General features: G+C 41.6%; 18 protein-coding genes and 1 riboswitch. Of the genes, 15 read left to right on the plus strand and 3 right to left on the minus strand.

What is annotated here, in order from left to right; genetic code table 11:
- Nucleotides 1-95: 95 nt before the first annotated feature.
- The 6 genes from dctP to MKY18_RS02470 all read left to right on the plus strand — a co-directional run bounded on the left by dctP (nt 96) and on the right by MKY18_RS02470 (nt 6,362).
- Nucleotides 96-1,364 (plus strand): C4-dicarboxylate transporter DctP, encoded by a 1,269-nt coding sequence (gene dctP / locus MKY18_RS02445; protein ID WP_034666695.1) that lies wholly within the window; start codon nt 96-98, stop codon nt 1,362-1,364.
- 208 nt (nt 1,365-1,572) lie between these two features.
- On the plus strand, nt 1,573-2,595 hold the full coding sequence (locus tag MKY18_RS02450) for an AI-2E family transporter (protein WP_268454535.1): 1,023 nt from the start codon (nt 1,573-1,575) through the stop codon (nt 2,593-2,595).
- 63 nt (nt 2,596-2,658) lie between these two features.
- A riboswitch (cyclic di-AMP (ydaO/yuaA leader) is annotated at nt 2,659-2,791 on the plus strand.
- A gap of 78 nt (nt 2,792-2,869) precedes the next feature.
- Complete coding sequence (locus MKY18_RS02455; RefSeq protein ID WP_044140556.1) at nt 2,870-4,111, plus strand: dicarboxylate/amino acid:cation symporter; 1,242 nt, start codon at nt 2,870-2,872, stop codon at nt 4,109-4,111.
- Between the two features lie 126 nt (nt 4,112-4,237).
- On the plus strand, nt 4,238-5,164 hold the full coding sequence (locus MKY18_RS02460; protein ID WP_065097552.1) for an ABC transporter ATP-binding protein: 927 nt from the start codon (nt 4,238-4,240) through the stop codon (nt 5,162-5,164).
- A complete protein-coding gene (locus tag MKY18_RS02465; protein ID WP_065097551.1) occupies nt 5,142-5,909 on the plus strand; it encodes an ABC transporter permease in 768 nt (255 codons plus the stop codon). The genes MKY18_RS02460 and MKY18_RS02465 overlap by 23 nt, the downstream gene beginning before the upstream one ends.
- 117 nt (nt 5,910-6,026) lie before the next feature.
- Nucleotides 6,027-6,362, plus strand: a complete 336-nt coding sequence (locus tag MKY18_RS02470) for a hypothetical protein (RefSeq protein WP_003214381.1) — start codon at nt 6,027-6,029, stop codon at nt 6,360-6,362.
- 99 nt (nt 6,363-6,461) lie between these two features.
- On the opposite strand, the gene fbpB is transcribed toward MKY18_RS02470, so the two are convergent.
- Both fbpB and MKY18_RS02480 read right to left on the minus strand, forming a co-directional pair.
- Entirely contained in the window at nt 6,462-6,611 is a 150-nt protein-coding gene (fbpB, locus tag MKY18_RS02475; protein ID WP_065097549.1) for a Fur-regulated basic protein FbpB, read from the minus strand.
- 346 nt (nt 6,612-6,957) lie between these two features.
- Nucleotides 6,958-7,278 carry a thioredoxin family protein gene (locus MKY18_RS02480; RefSeq protein WP_034663973.1) on the minus strand — a complete coding sequence of 107 codons (321 nt, stop codon included), beginning with the start codon at nt 7,276-7,278 and terminating at the stop codon, nt 6,958-6,960.
- A 183-nt stretch (nt 7,279-7,461) separates the two neighbouring features.
- Here MKY18_RS02480 and MKY18_RS02485 point away from each other — a divergent pair, with 183 nt between their 5' ends.
- From MKY18_RS02485 to MKY18_RS02515, 7 genes are all read left to right on the plus strand, one after another.
- Entirely contained in the window at nt 7,462-8,544 is a 1,083-nt protein-coding gene (locus MKY18_RS02485; RefSeq protein ID WP_044140559.1) for a D-alanine--D-alanine ligase, read from the plus strand.
- A gap of 81 nt (nt 8,545-8,625) precedes the next feature.
- On the plus strand, nt 8,626-9,990 hold the full coding sequence (gene murF / locus MKY18_RS02490) for a UDP-N-acetylmuramoyl-tripeptide--D-alanyl-D-alanine ligase (protein WP_044140560.1): 1,365 nt from the start codon (nt 8,626-8,628) through the stop codon (nt 9,988-9,990).
- Nucleotides 9,991-10,017: 27 nt separating this feature from the next.
- Complete coding sequence (locus MKY18_RS02495; RefSeq protein ID WP_065097548.1) at nt 10,018-10,710, plus strand: alpha/beta fold hydrolase; 693 nt, start codon at nt 10,018-10,020, stop codon at nt 10,708-10,710.
- A gap of 127 nt (nt 10,711-10,837) precedes the next feature.
- Nucleotides 10,838-11,176 carry a hypothetical protein gene (locus MKY18_RS02500; protein ID WP_003213982.1) on the plus strand — a complete coding sequence of 113 codons (339 nt, stop codon included), beginning with the start codon at nt 10,838-10,840 and terminating at the stop codon, nt 11,174-11,176.
- A gap of 165 nt (nt 11,177-11,341) precedes the next feature.
- Complete coding sequence (locus MKY18_RS02505; protein ID WP_044140562.1) at nt 11,342-12,832, plus strand: DEAD/DEAH box helicase; 1,491 nt, start codon at nt 11,342-11,344, stop codon at nt 12,830-12,832.
- 311 nt (nt 12,833-13,143) lie between these two features.
- Complete coding sequence (locus MKY18_RS02510; RefSeq protein ID WP_044140563.1) at nt 13,144-13,623, plus strand: PH domain-containing protein; 480 nt, start codon at nt 13,144-13,146, stop codon at nt 13,621-13,623.
- Entirely contained in the window at nt 13,613-15,112 is a 1,500-nt protein-coding gene (locus MKY18_RS02515) for a PH domain-containing protein (protein ID WP_185108377.1), read from the plus strand. Before MKY18_RS02510 ends, MKY18_RS02515 begins: the two co-directional genes overlap by 11 nt.
- Before the next feature lie 56 nt (nt 15,113-15,168).
- Here the strand turns inward: MKY18_RS02515 and MKY18_RS02520 are convergent, their stop codons facing one another.
- Entirely contained in the window at nt 15,169-15,774 is a 606-nt protein-coding gene (locus MKY18_RS02520) for a rhomboid family intramembrane serine protease (protein WP_126741642.1), read from the minus strand.
- A gap of 94 nt (nt 15,775-15,868) precedes the next feature.
- Between MKY18_RS02520 and acpS the strand changes: the two genes are divergently transcribed.
- Nucleotides 15,869-16,234 carry a holo-ACP synthase gene (acpS, locus tag MKY18_RS02525; RefSeq protein WP_044140566.1) on the plus strand — a complete coding sequence of 122 codons (366 nt, stop codon included), beginning with the start codon at nt 15,869-15,871 and terminating at the stop codon, nt 16,232-16,234.
- 160 nt (nt 16,235-16,394) lie between these two features.
- Nucleotides 16,395-17,411 carry an outer membrane lipoprotein carrier protein LolA gene (locus MKY18_RS02530; protein WP_113754968.1) on the plus strand — a complete coding sequence of 339 codons (1,017 nt, stop codon included), beginning with the start codon at nt 16,395-16,397 and terminating at the stop codon, nt 17,409-17,411.
- The last annotated feature ends 47 nt before the right edge of the window (nt 17,412-17,458 follow it).

The following is a 17,458-nucleotide window of genomic DNA, read 5'->3' on the forward strand; positions in this document are numbered from 1 at the left end:
GTTCATAAGCTTCACAGTCTTTGGTGAAACCGCTATCATTTAGCTACAGATAATAGTTAAGCGTTTACATCAAAGGGTGAGGGAGTTGATTTTTTATGAAGAGGCTTTTGAAGAACCTGACATTTCAGGTGATTGCAGCTGTCATTATCGGAATCATTGTCGGGATGGTTTGGCCAAACGTCGGAAAAGAAATGAAGCCGCTTGGTGACACCTTCATCAATGCCGTTAAAATGGTCATCGCACCAATTATTTTCTTAACCATTGTTCTTGGTATTGCCAAGATGGGGGATATGAAAAAGGTTGGAAAAGTTGGGGGAAAAGCATTTATTTATTTTGAAGTCGTCACGACGCTTGCTTTGGTCATCGGACTTTTTGTCGTAAATATTATGAAGCCAGGTGCAGGTCTGGACTATAGCAAGCTTGAAAAAGGGGATGTTTCACAGTATACCCAAAATGGAGGACAGGGTATCGACTGGATGGAATTTGTCACACACATCGTGCCATCTAACATGGTAGATGCTTTTGCAAAGGGTGATATTTTACAGGTCTTATTCTTCTCTATTTTATTCGGTGTTGCGCTGGCTGCACTTGGCGAGAAGGGGAAAGGAATCATTGAGTGGCTTGATAAGCTGTCACTTGTTTTCTTTAAAATCATTGGATATATTATGCGTGCTGCGCCGCTCGGTGCATTTGGGGCAATGGCCTATACAATCGGACACTTTGGTTTGGCATCGATTAAACCGCTCGCAAGTCTGATGCTCTCCGTTTATATGACCATGTTCCTGTTCATCTTCGTTGTGCTGAATATCATTTGTAAAATGTATGGCTTCAGCCTGTTTGGTTACTTGCGATTTATCAAGGATGAAATATTAATTGTTCTTGGCACAAGCTCATCAGAATCCGTACTGCCAAGAATGATGGATAAAATGGAACGCTACGGGTGCTCTAAGTCTGTTGTGGGTCTTGTCATCCCAACAGGGTATTCCTTTAACTTAGATGGAACCTCGATCTACTTATCGATGGCTGTGGTCTTCTTAGCGCAAGTGTTTGGTGTAGACTTGTCTATCGGTCAGCAGATCACCATTATCCTTGTTCTAATGCTCACATCAAAGGGAGCGGCTGGGGTGACAGGAAGCGGATTTATCGTGCTGGCTTCTACACTCGCTGCACTACAGGTCATTCCGCTAGAGGGGCTTGCACTTCTGCTTGGAGTAGATCGATTCATGAGCGAAGGAAGAGCTATCACAAATCTCATTGGAAATGGGATCGCGACAATTGTTGTGGCGAAAAGTGAAGGGGAATTTGACGAAGCGAAGAGCAAAACAGCCCTTCAAGAAATGCGAAATATGAAGCAAGCTGTATAGTATAAAAACAACCAAAAACCGAAACCTTATGTCTACATGGGGTTCGGTTTTTTCTTGTGCTTAAAAGAAAAAACATTAAAGCTTGATAAATTTAGGGCGAATCGTAAGACCTCATTGACCTTTTATTATATAATTTACAGAAAGATCCGATATAATGTATATCAGATCCGATAAAAATAGACTTTAGTCCTGGCAGGTGTGTAACGTAATGGCGGCATTTTTAAAATTGTTCGAAAAACCCGGTGTTAAGCGGTTTTCTGTATTTGTAGTATTAGCGACAGTCTTATATCTATTAAGAGGAATGATGAATTTAATTCTCTTGACCTTCATATTGACCTTTTTGATGAATCGGTTAGAAGAGGTCATTAGAGGCTTTTTAAGTCGCTTCCTGAAAATAGGGCAGAAATCGGTTATTACCCTTTTGTATATTCTTTTGGCTGGTGGATTGACGTTTGGTGGATTCGTGTTTGTGCCAATCATCGCCAAGCAGGTGGAACAGCTATTTCATTTAGGAAAGAAAATTGCAGATCATCCACAAGATTTACCCTTCTTTGATGTCATCACGAACGTATTCGGAGATTTTAAAATATCATCTTACTTTGAGAAAGGGTTTAATTTCCTCTATACATACTTAACTGATTTCAGTACGTTCAGTATCCAGGTCATTATGTCCTTAATATTAAGCATGTTCTTCCTGTTCGAAAAGGAACGCCTCATTCAATTCATGAACAAGTTCAAAACGAGTAAAATCTCTGTGTTCTACCATGAAATCGCCTTCTTTGGACGTAAATTCTCTAGAACGTTTGGAAAGGTACTCGAAGCACAGTTTATTATTGCAACTGTTAACTGTGTCTTAACAACCATTGCGCTAGGCATTATGGGATTCCCGCAATTATTTGGATTAGCGGTCATGGTCTTTTTGCTAGGCTTAATCCCAGTGGCAGGTGTGGTCATCTCACTTATTCCACTTAGCATCATTGCGTATACGCTTGGAGGCGGCATGTATGTCCTGTATATCGTGCTTGTGATCGTCATCATCCATGCGATTGAAGCCTACTTCTTAAACCCAAAGCTCATGTCAGCAAAAACAGAACTCCCTATTTTCTTCACATTTATTGTGCTGATCTTCTCTGAACACTACATCGGCATTTGGGGACTGATTATTGGTATCCCGATCTTTGTGTTCATTTTAGATATTTTGGAGGTCACGAATAAGGAAGAAAGTAATTAAAAAGTTCATATGAACCTGTTTACAATTTTCCGAAAATAAGGTATAAATAGTATGAAAATATCATATTACCACACGCTTAATCCTTCTAAAGGAATGGGGGACCCATGTTTTTGGGGTGAATTTTTCTCTGTGAGAAAAAAGGACATCTCTTCGTCCTAACCCGTCAGCTAACCTCATCGGCGTGAAGAGAGTAAACAGTGGTACATGTATGGAAACAAAGACCCACGAGAAAACTCTCTTGTGGGTCTTTTTTGATGAGGAAGGGGAGAGTTTATTGAAGCTAGCGACGAAAATTATTATTGCCTTGTTTGTAGGTGCAATCACAGGACTATTGCTTAACATTTTTGCTCCAAATGTATTCAAAGTGTTAGACCCTTATCTATTTACGCCTCTAGGTCAAATCTTCTTAAATCTGATTAAAATGTTAGTGGTGCCGATCGTATTCTTTTCCATCACACTAGGTGTAGCAGGTCTAGGTGATCCGAAAAAGCTTGGCAGAATCGGCGCAAAAACCATTACTTATTTCCTGCTTACTACTACTTTTGCCATCATCATTGGCATTTCATTAGCCTTATTAATCAAGCCGGGAGCAATCGGTCATTTTGATACGAAAGCGGCTGATTATTCCGCAGAGGAAGCCCCATCAATGGCAGAAACACTACTCAACATCATTCCAACCAATCCAGTCCAATCTTTAGTTGAAGGAAACATGCTTCAAATCATCGTCTTTTGTGTATTTTTAGGTCTTGGCATTGCCATGCTTGGAAAGAAGACGGAAGGTTTGCTGAAGCTGTTTGAACAAGGAAATGAATTAATGATGTACCTTGTCGGCATAGTGATGAAGTTCGCACCGTACGGAACATTCGGTTTGATCGCAACTGCCATTGGCAGCCAGGGATTTGATGCGATGAAAGCGATGGGCCTCTATTTCTCGGTCGTGTTAGTTGCGCTCGTGCTGCATTTCTTCCTGACTTATGGGTCAACTGTCGCCATCTTAGCGAAACGAAATCCGATGGCATTTTTCAAAGGTTTTTCTCCAGCAATGGTTGTCGCATTTAGTACGTCAAGCAGTAACGCAGTCCTCCCAGTCTCGATGGAAACAGCCCAGAAACGCTTGAAGGTACCAGAGCCGATTTCAAGCTTTGTACAGCCGCTTGGTGCAACCATTAATATGGATGGTACAGCGATTATGCAAGGGGTCGCGACTATTTTTATCGCGCAAGTGTATGGAGTTGAACTGACGCTTGTCCAAATGCTGACGGTTGTCTTAACGGCTGTCTTAGCAAGTATCGGTACAGCGGGTGTGCCAGGAGTTGGGCTCATCATGCTCGCTATGGTACTGAACTCTGTGAATCTGCCGGTTGAAGGCATTGCGCTCATCCTTGGCATAGACCGCTTATTAGATATGGCAAGAACCGTTGTCAATATTACAGGTGACGCCGCATGTGCGGTGATTGTGACAGAAACGGAAAAAAAACACGAGAAAGACGCAGCATCACCGAACCTATCCATGTAATGTAAAAGAAGGGCTGACTCGATCAGCCTTTTTTTCATGGAGTCCCTTGTCTTGCGTGATATACTTTTAACAGAATGAGCGGTCTTATTTGCCGCCAAAGGTTTTACATCAGAAGGAGGAGCCACGTTGGAGTCTGCTGTTCTAAAAGTAGAGAAAGTCGATAAACGAATTGGCCGGAAAATGATCTTACAAGATATATCTATAGAAATAGGGAAGGGGGAAATTGTCGGCTTACTAGGACCAAATGGGTCTGGAAAAACAACCTTGATTCGTTTGATCGTTGGCTTGATGAAAAAAAACAATGGCCGAATCATGATCAATGGATATTCACAGGATGAGGATTTCCTACATGCGATGTCATCTGTTGGTGCAATCATAGAAAACCCCGAATTTTATTCTTATTTAACAGGCTTTGAAAACCTTGAACTGTATGCGGCGATGCACGATGGAGTGACAGAGGAACGAATGCAGGAAGTGGTGAAAAGAGTTCGTCTGGAGCACGCCATTCATCAAAAGGTGAAGACATATTCACTGGGGATGAAACAAAGGCTTGGGATTGCACAAGCCATATTACATCAGCCGAACCTGCTCATTTTAGACGAACCGACAAATGGACTTGATCCTGCCGGTATGAAGGAATTCAGGGAGCACTTGCAAACACTAGTAAGAGAAGAAGGAACGTCCGTATTATTCGCCACACATTTATTGCATGAGGTTGAAGAGTTATGTGACCGCATGATCATCATTCAAAAAGGACAGATCAAAGCTAGTGCCATGCTTCGAGACATAGAGGGGAAAGAACAGATGCTCATGAATATTCAGCCAGTGGAAAAGGCGGTTTCGTGGCTCGATACACATGCCTATACATATGAACGAAACGGAGAACATGTATTACTTCAATTGAACAAAGACCAAGTGCCTGAGCTGAACAAACAGCTTGTTCTGGCTGGATTTGATGTACTTGAAATGACGCCTCAAAAGCCATCAATTGAAGAGGCATTTATGAAATGGACGGAAGGCGGGACGGCAGATGCTTCAACTCATCCAGAATGAGCATAAGAAAATGATGAGGAAAAAGATCACGTTCATTGCACTTGGATTGATCGTTGTGTTTCAATTGGCGATGGCTTTAGCGTTGAAACGAGTCATTTCCAGCTTTGGTGGACAAGACACTGTCGCCAACTATTTTGCTTATTCCACGAATGTCGTGTTTATTTTACAGGTGCTCGCAGTTGTCATTGGCGCGACCTTGATCTCAACAGAATTTCAAAAAAGGACGATCAAGTTTTTATTGATACGGCCCAAAACAAGGCTGCAAATTTTCCTGTCAAAATACATCACCCTTGTGCTGACGGTCATATATTTGTTTGTTTTCTATTATGTCATTGCTTTCCTATTTGGCCTTATTTTCTTTGGTACTGCATTTGATGAAAGTACGGGACGATTATTTCAGCATACATTTGCTGTGATCGGATCTCAATGGGTGGAAGTGATCATGATGGCAAGTTTCGCTATTATGTGTTCCAGCTTGTTTAGGAACAGCCTCGTTGCGCTTGTGACCTCGTTTTTTGTTTTATATGTGGCTAAATCACTTGTGCCTATTATGTCTCTTTTAGAAAATCAGTGGGGGAAAATTCTGCTTTTTGCTAATACGGACTTTACTCAGTACAGCTTTCAAGGACCGCCGCCCTTCCAAGGCATGAGCCCTTTGTTTTCTCTATTTATGGTAGGGGCGCATTTTGTTTTCTTTGTTGGCACGGCTTGGGTTCTTTTTTGGAAGCGTGATGTAAATGTGTAAAAATTGTGTCAAATAACAAGAAAAATTCGTGACATCTTTGTGAAAACGAATCTGCATTTCACGATAACCGGCTGATTTTGTCTTATAATAAGAGGGAGTCTTGGAGGTGGCACTATCGTGAAAAATTTCATTACGGCTTTACCCATTTTGTTGCTGCTGTCGTTTTCGTTTGTGTCTTTTGCCTTCCAGTTTGATCATCTTATTTATTTCAGACTAGCGCTGGGAATCTTTTCGTTAGCGGGTCTTTTCTTTCTGTATACACTTAAAAGAAACATGAAATGGTTCATGGTTTATTTATATGCGAGCTGGATCATTCTTGCTGCTGTCACAACATTTGAGGAGCCTGTCTTTTCTCAGTTCTTCTTCGGTGGTTTAACAATGACCATGGGTTATCTCACATATATGCTCATTTATTTAGGAATGAAGCAGGACCGTGTAGCGAAATCACATTAAAACAAAAGCCGATAAAATCACAGCATAGATTTTATCGGCTTTTTTTGTTGTAAAAGACAAAAGAGAGGGGCAGCCAGCTTTGACTGCTCCCCCTTATGTTTATGATTCACGTCCAGCAACTGCAAGCTGCTTCTGATGCTTTTTGTCGATGGTTTCGTATATACTTTCCATCATTTTAGGATCGCGCATGATGGCTTTCTTGTTTTCTTCAATCAATTGCTGATACGTTTTGATTTTCTTCTTAGACATGTGACTCATCGCTCCTTTATAAGAATAAACGTCTATAGGATTCCACATAGATGAAATTGATAATCATTTTCAATTAGCGCCTCTATTATACAAAGCGCGATGCCGGAAGTAAAGAATATATTCAGAAAATTCACGTAATCGACAAATTCGAAGCCTAGTCGACGCTCATTCTTTCCCAGGAAATAATTCCTGTCATTTCATGTCGTAAGAGAAGCATCTATATAAAACATTCTTTCGCTCATTGAAACGTTTTGACTGAACAATTCGTCTTATGAAGAGATTTGATGTAAGAGATGGAGAAAAAAAGACACCAGCAAGTGTTTGCTGATGTCCTTCGTTTCACGATTTAAGAAACGTGCCCTTGAAGAAACTCTGTCACTTCTTCAGGTGATTTTGCGTTTGCACTGTGTAAATGACCTGTTTTTTCGCCATTTTTGAAAATTAACAGGCTTGGAATACCCATGACCTGATACGTTTCTGCTAATTCAGGGAAATCATCTTTGTTTATTTCAAACCATTCATGGTGAGCATACGCCTCTAAGATGTCTGGAATGAACATGTCCATTCTTGTACAGTCAGGACACCATGTTGCAAAGAATTTAACGATGACTTCTTTGTCAGATTGAATGATTTCATTGAATTGTTCAGTACTTGTGATTTTTTTCAATTTGTCACAACTCCTTTTCAATGTCATTTTAATATAAAATAAAGGCGAATGACATACAAATGCTCGGGAGGCGCTTACAACTTTACAAATCATTTCAATTCCGTAACAACAAAAATTAATTAGAGCATTTTTGCTTGAAAGTGATAAGATAGTAAAGATGAATTTTAGTGGGGGGAGTATCCATTGAAAATAAGTTTAGGATTGATTTACGGCGGAAAGTCAGCCGAACATAATGTATCACTGCAAACAGCCCTTGCAGTTACAAAAGCACTTAACACTGAGAAGTTCGATATACATCCAATTTATATTACAGAAGAGGGCGAATGGCTAAGAGGAGAAAAACTCACTGAACCAGTATCAAACGTCAGAATGCTTCAATTTGAACAGAGCGCAAAGACGTTTTTACCAACTTCTTTAAATGAGAGCATGTTTCCACAGCCTGCATCCGCTGATGAGAAGATTGATGTTGTCTTCCCATTATTGCACGGGCCAAATGGTGAAGATGGAACGATGCAAGGATTACTTGAACTGCTAAATATCCCGTATGTCGGCAACGGCGTTCTTGCTTCTGCCGCGGGTATGGATAAAGTCATGATGAAAGATGTTTTTGCTCAAGCAGGACTTGCACAAGCAAAGCACCTTTCCTTCAATAAAAAAGACTATGAGAAAGCCACGGCAGACAGCTTAGAACAGGTGGAACAAGTACTTGGCTATCCATGCTTTGTGAAACCTGCCAACATGGGATCAAGTGTTGGAATAAGCAAATGCCGCAGCAAAGAAGAGCTACAAACCGCATTCGACTTGGCTTTCCAATATGATCGTCGTGTGGTCGTAGAAGAAGGCGTTGTAGGAAGAGAAATCGAGATTGGTGTATTAGGAAATGACGAGCCGAAATGCTCTGTCGTTGGTGAAATTGCACCTAAAACAGATTTTTATGACTACAAAGCAAAATATGAAGATGGCGATACAGATTTGATCATTCCTGCGAGTGTGTCAGAAGATGAATACAAGACGATTCATGATATGGCGATTAAGGCATTTAAATCCCTAGACGGTTCTGGTCTTGTACGTGCAGACTTCTTCCTCACAGAAAAAGGCGAAGTGTTGATCAATGAAGTGAATACAATGCCTGGATTCACACCATTCAGTATGTTCCCGCTGCTTTGGAAGCACACTGGTGTAGAGTATCCAGAGCTAATTGAAAAGCTAGTGTCACTTGCAATTGAACGCCATCAAGAAAAACAAACCATTAAAACGACTTTTTAATGTGAGCAACAAGCAGACACTATCCTTAGGTAGTGTCTCTTTTCCTTCAAACGTGAAATGAGAAAGAGAGGCGAAAAAATCATGATCAAACGTACAGTGAATCAAATCGCCCAAATGGCTGGTGGGACACTATCTAATCAAGCTTTTGGCGAAGAGCAAATTTACGGAGTGACGACAGATACACGAAAAGTATCAAAAGGTGCATTGTTTATCCCCTTAATTGGAGAACATTTTAACGGTCACACATTTGCTTCTAAAGCAGTGGAGCTTGGAGCCGCAGCCGTTCTTTGGAATCAAAAAGAAGCCAATCCACCGTTCGGTGTACCTGTCATTCTTGTCGACGATACTCTGGCAGCACTTCAGCAATTGGCAAAATCATATTTAAAAGAAGAAAACCCTCGTGTTGTCGGTATTACAGGAAGTAACGGGAAAACGACAACGAAAGATATGATTCATTCCGTCTTACAAACAACGTATCAAGTTCATAAAACAGACGGTAACTTTAATAATCATATCGGTCTTCCGCTCACCATTCTTGCGATGCCAGAAGGTACAGAGATAGCTGTATTGGAGATGGGCATGAGTGCAAAAGGCGAGATCGAGTTCTTGTCAAACCTAGCTGAGCCTGATGCAGCAGTCATCACTAATATCGGAGAATCTCATATGCAAGATTTAGGATCAAGAGAAGCCATTGCTGATGCAAAATGTGAGATCACAAAAGGGCTAAAAGAGGATGGCACCTTTTATTATTTAGGAGATGAACCTTTGATCCGTGAGAGAGCGACTCTACTTTCGCAGCAAGTGAAAACCTTTGGAGAAGCAGAGGACTGTGATATCAAGGTAACGCATATCAACCAGCTTGCAGAAGGAACTGAATTTCAGGTCGAAGGGTATGCCCAGGGGTTTCTCATTCCTGTATTAGGGAAACATAATGTAAAGAATGCCCTTGCTGCCATTGCCATAGGCCAGCATTTCGGACTGAATGAAAGACAAATCGCCCAAGGACTCATGCAAACAAAGTTAACAGGAATGCGTCTTGAACTGTTTAAAACAGAAAAAGGAATCACTGTTATCAATGATGCGTATAATGCAAGCCCTACTTCCATGAAGGCTGCCATTGATCTTGTAGGAGATATGGACGGCTTCGCAAATCGCATTCTTGTCCTTGGAGACATGCTTGAGATGGGCAGCGAAGAAGAAACGTATCATTATGAACTAGGCCGCTATATCAAGCCTGAATTTATTGATCATGTGATGACGTATGGCCGCCTAGGTGCATTCATCGCTGAAGGAGCAAAGAAATCATTCGGTGACGCGCGCGTGTTCTCATTTATGGACAAAGAGGAACTGAAGAAAAAACTTGCTGACGTAGCAGGTCCTGACGATGTTGTTCTCGTCAAAGCCTCTCGCGGCATGAGATTAGAAGAAGTCATTACTGCACTATAAAAAGAGAGCGGCAAAGAAGGTGACAGAATGATTGGCTGTCTATGTATACATGGATTCACTGGCGCCCCCTATGAAGTGGAACCGCTAGCGCAATATTTAAAGCAGAAGACAGATTGGAACGTTCAGTCTGTCACGCTTCCGGGGCATGGAGATGAACTTCAACTAAAAGGCATTCTCTTTCAAGAATGGATTGCGACAGCTGAATTAGAACTTCTTTCTCTTTACCGAACATGTGATACCATTTTTTTGATCGGGTTTTCTATGGGAGGAATGATTGCTTCTTATCTTGCAGCGAAGTATCCAGTTGCTCGTCTCGTCCTTTTAAGTGCTGCGGCGAAATATGTGAATCCAAAACAAATGATTCAAGACACAAGGCAGATGGTGAAGCAATCATTGTCTGGATTGATTGATACGAATCCTTTGTATGATAGATACCGTCATAAGCTAACGAGCACACCGCTGTCAGCTGCTGTAGAATTTATGAAGCTGGTGAAGCAAACGAAGAGCTCCCTTGAGAAGCTTCACCTCCCTGTGTTAATTGTTCAAGGGGAAAGCGATGGGATTGTGCCAGCTTCAAGTGCACAATTTATTGATCATAAAATCCCGTCTCGACAGAAAGAAATATTTTATTTACCTGACTGTAAACACCATGTTTGTCACGAGCCGTGTGCACAGCAATTGTTTGAAAAAGTAGAGCAATTTCTAAAAAAAACAATTTAATCTATAGAAAAGCGAAAATGTGGCTAAACTAATATAAATTGAATCCCACTTGTTAAAAATTGCATCATTTTTGTCGAATGAGTGACAAGCCTATGGTACAATAGGAAAGAAAAGGTGGCTGATTCGGTTGTTTCAATATGACGGAAAAACCTTTGTCCCGCAGTCTAATTCGAGTAACGGAGAAGTATCGGCAGGCACCATATTTCAATATCGTCAGGACGGGAATATATTAACGGGCACATATCAAGGCGGCAGTATTGTATCTGGTGTACTTGTAGGAACTGTAAATGAGGATGGAACACTTCATTTTAGGTACCACCATGTCAGCAAAGACGGTAGCATGAGAAGCGGGTCTTGCAATTCTACACCTAAGCAGTTGGATAACGGAAAAATTCAACTGTTCGAAAAGTGGAAATGGATGGATGGAGATCAAAGTGATGGTGAATCTGTCATTGTGGAACAGTAGATATATCCATTTCTGTCTTGTTGAAAAACAAATAGTGTAATGGTAAGATATAAGGTAGGGTAATTCGGGCTTTGTATATAATGGACCTGTCCTTTCGGGTAAGGGCAGTTTTTAATGATCATTCACGAGATTACTGAAACAGCAATTAGAAGGAGTTTGAATAATTTGACTATAACGTTTCAAGATTTTCAATTAAGCGAAAGTCTCATGAAAGCTATTAACCGCATGGGATTTGAAGAAGCGACACCGATTCAAGCGGAAACAATTCCTCTCGGTCTTCAGAATAAAGATGTCATTGGACAAGCACAAACAGGAACAGGAAAAACTGCAGCATTTGGTATTCCTCTTGTAGAAAAAATCGACCCAGCGTCTCCAAATATCCAAGCGATTATCATTGCGCCAACAAGAGAATTAGCGATTCAAGTATCTGAAGAGCTATACAAAATTGGCCAAGACAAGCGTGCGCGCGTACTTCCGATTTACGGTGGACAAGATATCAGCCGCCAAATCCGTTCGCTCAAGAAAAATCCTCATATCATCGTAGGGACTCCAGGACGTTTACTCGATCACATTAACCGTCGTACAATGCGTCTTCAAAATGTTGAGACTGTTGTGCTTGATGAAGCAGACGAAATGCTAAACATGGGTTTCATCGAAGACATTGAATCGATCCTTTCAAATGTACCAAGTGAACACCAAACCCTTTTATTCTCTGCGACAATGCCTGCACCAATTAAGCGCATTGCGGAACGTTTCATGACCAACCCAGAACACGTAAAAGTAAAAGCGAAAGAAATGACTGTCTCTAACATCCAACAGTTCTACTTGGATATTCACGAACGTAAGAAGTTTGATACATTGACACGTCTTCTTGACATTCAATCACCTGAGCTTTCAATTGTCTTCGGTCGTACGAAACGCCGTGTTGACGAATTGTCAGAAGCGCTTAACCTTAGAGGTTATACAGCTGAAGGGATTCATGGTGACCTAACTCAAGCGAAACGTATGGTTGCGCTTCGCAAATTCAAAGAAGGTTCAATCGATGTGCTTGTAGCAACAGACGTTGCAGCACGTGGACTTGATATCTCAGGCGTAACACACGTGTATAACTTTGACGTACCACAAGATCCAGAGAGCTACGTCCACCGTATTGGACGTACAGGCCGTGCTGGACGTACAGGTATGGCGGTGACATTCATCACACCGCGTGAAAAAGATATGCTTCGTGCGATTGAGAAAACGACTAACCGTAAAATGGAACGTATGAAAGAACCAACTCTAGATGAAGCAATTGAAGGTCAACAGCAAGTAACCATTGATCGTCTGCGCACAATCATCAGTGAAAACAACTTAAACTTCTACATGACAGCTGCTGCTGAATTGCTAGAAGATCATGATTCTGTCACAGTGGTTGCGGCTGCCATCAAAATGATGACAAAAGAGCCAGATGCAACTCCTGTTCGTTTGACAGATGAAGCACCAATGATTTCAAAACACAATCGTAACAACCGCAGCTCTTCTAAACGTAGAGACGGTGGCGGCGGAGGCGGCTATCGCGGGAAAAGCCGCTCATCTTACGGTGATAAAAAGCGCTCTTCAAATGACCGCAATCGTTCTTCTAGCGATCGTCGTCAAAAGAAATCTTATAATAGCTAATTCAAAAGCGAATCCTTTGCAGGATTCGCTTCAGCGTGTAGACAAACCCTCGCATTCGTTGTCAGGTCTGCGCGCTGGTGCTCACGAATGTTCAATTCGCTCCGCATCAGTGCTCGCCCTTCCTAGACTTCAAAGGTTTTCTATCACGTTGAAAAGAAGACAAAGTGCTAAAATAAACATCATTTTAGCACTTTGTCAACAATCTAAAGCGAATCCTTTGCAGGGTTCGCTTTTTTTAACAGGTTTGCTGAAACTTTTTAGGATTTGTTTCGTAATATATTGATAGAAAAGTAAGAGAATGGGGGAAGAATGTGAGAAAACAGCCGCAACGTCAAATTAGTTTAAATGGTTTAAAGGTATGGCGTCTTCAAAATGGAATTATCTCATTGATTTTCTTACTCATCATCATTGGGGTATTTGTTGCTAGTTATTATCTTCAATGGCCATATTGGATTGGCGCCATCCTCACCGGTTTATGGGTCTTACAGGTCATTTTTGGCATTTGGCTTATACCGAAAATCCGTCATCGCATCTGGCGCTACGAAGTATTCGAAAATGAAATTGAAATTCAGCATGGACTCATTCGCGTTACACGTGTGATTGTACCCATGGTTCGTGTCCAGCATGTCGATACATCACAAGGGCCGCTTTTAAGGCGCTACCGTTTGGCGTCTGTTCAAATATCGACTGCTGCCACAGTTCATGATATACCGGCGCTAGAATTAGAAGAAGCAGATGAGCTTCGTGATTACATATCTCGTTTAGCAAGGGTGACGGAAGATGATGTCTGAACCAAAACGTGTACATCCAATCTCGATGTTCATTGATTTTATATCAGATGCCGTATCCATGGTCAAAAACTTCATTATCCCTTTTTTCGTGCTTATTTTTGTGAACTCGAACTCGAGCATTCGTTTTTATGCATTTATCATTCTTGGTGTGCTTCTTTTATGGAAAGCTGTTTCAACCGTTTTAGCATGGAGACGATTTACCTACCGAATGGAAGAGGATGAATTTCGCGTGGAATCGGGCGTCATCACAAAAAAGAAAAAATATATTTCGTTAGAACGAATTCAAACGGTGAATACAAGTGAAGGTATCTTCCAGCGGATTTTTGGTTTGGTGCGGGTTCAAATCGAAACAGCTGGCGGAACAGACGGACCGGAAGTGAGTCTGACGGCAATTACAAAAGCAGAAGCGGAACAATTAAAGCAATCGATTTTCAACCGGAAGAAAAGCTTGCAGCAAGAAGAAATGGTGGATGAAAATGGGGATGTCCCGCATGATCCTCTGACAGCGCAGCAACCTGTAGAAAAAGAAATCAATGTTTCCTACCGAATGGGTATACCAGAGCTGCTTTTGGCTGCGACCACTTCAAGCGGGATCGGAGTCATTATTTCTGGGTGTCTCGCCATTTACACACAAATAGATGAAATTCTTCCTTTGGACGGATTCTTCAAGCGGTTTTCTTTTTTAAGTCATGCGAGTGTTGAGATTTATGCGATTCTCATATTTATTGCCGTATTGATTGCGTGGATTCTTAGTGTTGGGGTAACAGCCCTTCAATATGCAAATTTTACCGCAAAACGAAAAGGGAAAGACATCATCATCACAAGAGGGCTCATTGAGAGGCATCAAATGACCATTCCACTTGCGAGAATTCAAGCAGTGAAAATCAAAGAAAATATTCTCCGTGAACCCTTTGGCTTTGCGACGGTGATGCTTGTGAGTGCAGGAGGTTCTATTGCAGAAAAAGAAACCTCTTCCGTCTTATTTCCACTGATTCGGAAGAAAAAAATCAACGAACTGCTCTCTCAATTCACAGATGATTATCATTTGGAGCCAGAAGCTGAACTGAAAAAGGTGCCAAAGCGTTCACTCAAGCGCTATCTGATCTCTTTCGGCTTTGTACCATTACTTGTCGGCGTGATCCTATCTGTCCGTTTCCCGCCATGGGGGTATTTGGCACTCATTCCGCTTCCTATTGCTTTGGTTTTTGGCTATTTAGCTTATAAACAATCAGGCTATACGATCAAAGATCCATTGATTCAACTGACATCAAGAGGCATTGGCAAAACCACCGGCATTGTCTTGAGAAAACGAATGCAAAACTATACGATGACGCAATCTTTCTTCCAAAAGAAAGGCCGAGTGGCGAGTATTCACACCTTTGTGAAATCCTCTGCACTGCTTGATTCCTTTGGTGTGCATCACCTTGAGGAAGAAGATGCAACACGTGTAATGGATTGGTATTCGTATGAAAAAAATAAATCTTCTTAAACAAAAAATGTCGATCCGCTTCCTGTTCATAGGAGTGATCGACATTTTTTATGAGGTTAATAGCGTCTTTTTTTTGAATGGAAAAATAGCGTAAGAGGTGCTAGGAGCATGCCGCCGATCAATCCAAATAAGTGAGCCATGATATTAATGTTTGAGTTGACGAACGTCATGATGACAGAGACTGCAAGAATCGTTAAGATCACCTGAGAATTGCCGCGGTCCATCATATGCGGTTTAAATAGAACAAGATATAAATAAACGCCAAACAAACCGAAGATCGCACCGGACGCTCCGACATGTACATACTCTAAAGGCTCCACCCAATAGGTTCCGAGATTGCCAATGAACCCTGCACCAAGATAGATAATGAGAAATCGAACCTTCCCAAGCAAATGCTCAAGCGCTGGAGCGAATAAGAACAAAGACATAGAATTGAACAAAATATGGGTCAGACTTCCGTGAAGGAAAACAGGTGTGACGAGCCGCCACCATTCTCCAGTAGCTACACCATAATTGAAACCGACGAGATGGTCGTGACCAAGCTGTATAAGAGGGATAGGAAGCGCAAATATAAGCCATAGACCAAATTGCAAAGCAAGGATCGTTGTGACGATTGGATACGATCTAATAAATTGTTGAAAGCTCTCCGTTCGAATAAACATAACAAACCCCTTTTGACTAGATAATGGTAAGTTTATAGTAACACGTTTATGAAGAGAACATCCAAATTAGTACGAGTATCATAGGAGGTACCTCATGATCAAAGGAATAGGTATTGATATAGTAGAGATCAACCGGCTCGCGCGAGTGCTTAGCAGACAGCCTCGTTTACCAGAACGAATTTTAACGATAAGTGAACAAGACATCTTTCACACACTCAGTGAAAAGAGGCAGCTGGAGTTTTTGGCAGGACGTTTTGCAGCAAAGGAAGCTTTCGCTAAAGCATACGGAACGGGAATCGGCCGGCATTTAAGCTTTCATGATATGGAAATCCATAAAGACGAACTTGGAAAACCCTTCATCAAAAGCGAAAAGACGAAGGGTGACCAGGTTCATGTGTCCATCACTCACACGAACGAATATGCTGCTGCACAAGTTTTAATTGAAAGGTTGTCAAGCTAGTCTGCATATTGTTTGTCCCCCCTTCATATATTGGGTAGTGCGATAAGGAAGGGCGTGTTGCTAACAGGCTTTGATGGTTCGCGGTACGCAGTTAACTCTTGAGGCGTACTGTTAAAGTCAAACAAGCGGTTTCTTCCTTTTAACACAATTAACGAAGGGGTTGAAAAGGGTGAGAAAAAGCTTTGTTTTGCTTGTAACGGGAATCCTTTTTGTACTGATTCTCTCCGCATGCGGTCAAAAATCTCAGCAGGATATCGTTGGAGATTTAAACAAAAAGGCAGAGGAAATGACATCATACAAAGCCAAAGCAAAAATGACCATTGAGACAGGAAATGACCCGCAGGAGTATCAAGTAGAAATTTGGTACAAGAAGCCGGAACTTTACCGTGTCTATTTAGAAAATCCGAAAAAGGATCAGAGTCAAGTCATTTTAAGAAATGGCAATGGTGTGTTTGTGCTGACACCTTCATTGAACAAGAGCTTCCGTTTCCACAGTGATTGGCCGAATAATAGCAGTCAGGTCTACTTATTTGAGTCACTCGTGAAGGACATTAAAAATGACAGTGCCGCTCAGTTCAAAGCGAAAGATTCAAAGTATGTGTTCGAAACGAAAACCAATTATCAGCACAACCAAATGTTGCCTACCCAAGAGATTACCTTTCATAAAAAAACGATGGCGCCTGCCAGTGTGAAAGTGCTGGATAGTGACAAAAAGCCAATGGTGAAAGTGGAATTCTCTCACTTTGAATTCAATAAATCCTTTGGCAAAGATGCATTTGATGAGAAGAAAAACATGACACTCTCTCAAATGGATGTTGCCACAAGTGCAGACCCATCTGACAGCTTTGCGGTGAAAACGCCAGTTGACATGCCAGAGGGTGTGAAGAAGATGGAAGAGAAAGAAATGATGACAGATGCCGGGAAGCGTTATGTCATGACGTATGGCGGAAAGAAATCCTTCACACTTATTCAGGAAAAAGCGAGAGTCGCTGAAGCGTCTACGCCTGTGACAATGAACGGCGAGCCAGTCGACCTTGGCATGACAGTTGGGGTTCTTACAGATCAATCCCTTTCATGGACATCTGACGGAGTGGACTACTTGATTTCTTCAAGTGATCTATCGAAGGAAGAGCTGTTGATGGTTGCAAAGAGTGTAGAAGGTCAGTCAGCTAAATAAATACCTCAGGCGAGAGCCTTAGAAATGAAAAATCAGCCCTATGCAAG

Source organism: Bacillus sp. FSL R7-0672, assembly GCF_038601465.1.
GTDB lineage: Bacteria > Bacillota > Bacilli > Bacillales > Bacillaceae > Bacillus > Bacillus pumilus.

Coding starts and splice junctions, on each gene's coding strand:
- MKY18_RS02465 (WP_065097551.1), top strand. CDS start 5,142: ATGCTTCAACTCATCCAGAATGAGCATAAGAAAATGATGAGGAAAAAG.
- MKY18_RS02450 (WP_268454535.1), top strand. CDS start 1,573: ATGGCGGCATTTTTAAAATTGTTCGAAAAACCCGGTGTTAAGCGGTTT.
- dctP (WP_034666695.1), top strand. CDS start 96: ATGAAGAGGCTTTTGAAGAACCTGACATTTCAGGTGATTGCAGCTGTC.
- MKY18_RS02495 (WP_065097548.1), top strand. CDS start 10,018: ATGATTGGCTGTCTATGTATACATGGATTCACTGGCGCCCCCTATGAA.
- acpS (WP_044140566.1), top strand. CDS start 15,869: ATGATCAAAGGAATAGGTATTGATATAGTAGAGATCAACCGGCTCGCG.
- fbpB (WP_065097549.1), bottom strand. CDS start 6,611: ATGTCTAAGAAGAAAATCAAAACGTATCAGCAATTGATTGAAGAAAAC.
- MKY18_RS02520 (WP_126741642.1), bottom strand. CDS start 15,774: ATGTTTATTCGAACGGAGAGCTTTCAACAATTTATTAGATCGTATCCA.
- MKY18_RS02515 (WP_185108377.1), top strand. CDS start 13,613: ATGATGTCTGAACCAAAACGTGTACATCCAATCTCGATGTTCATTGAT.
- murF (WP_044140560.1), top strand. CDS start 8,626: ATGATCAAACGTACAGTGAATCAAATCGCCCAAATGGCTGGTGGGACA.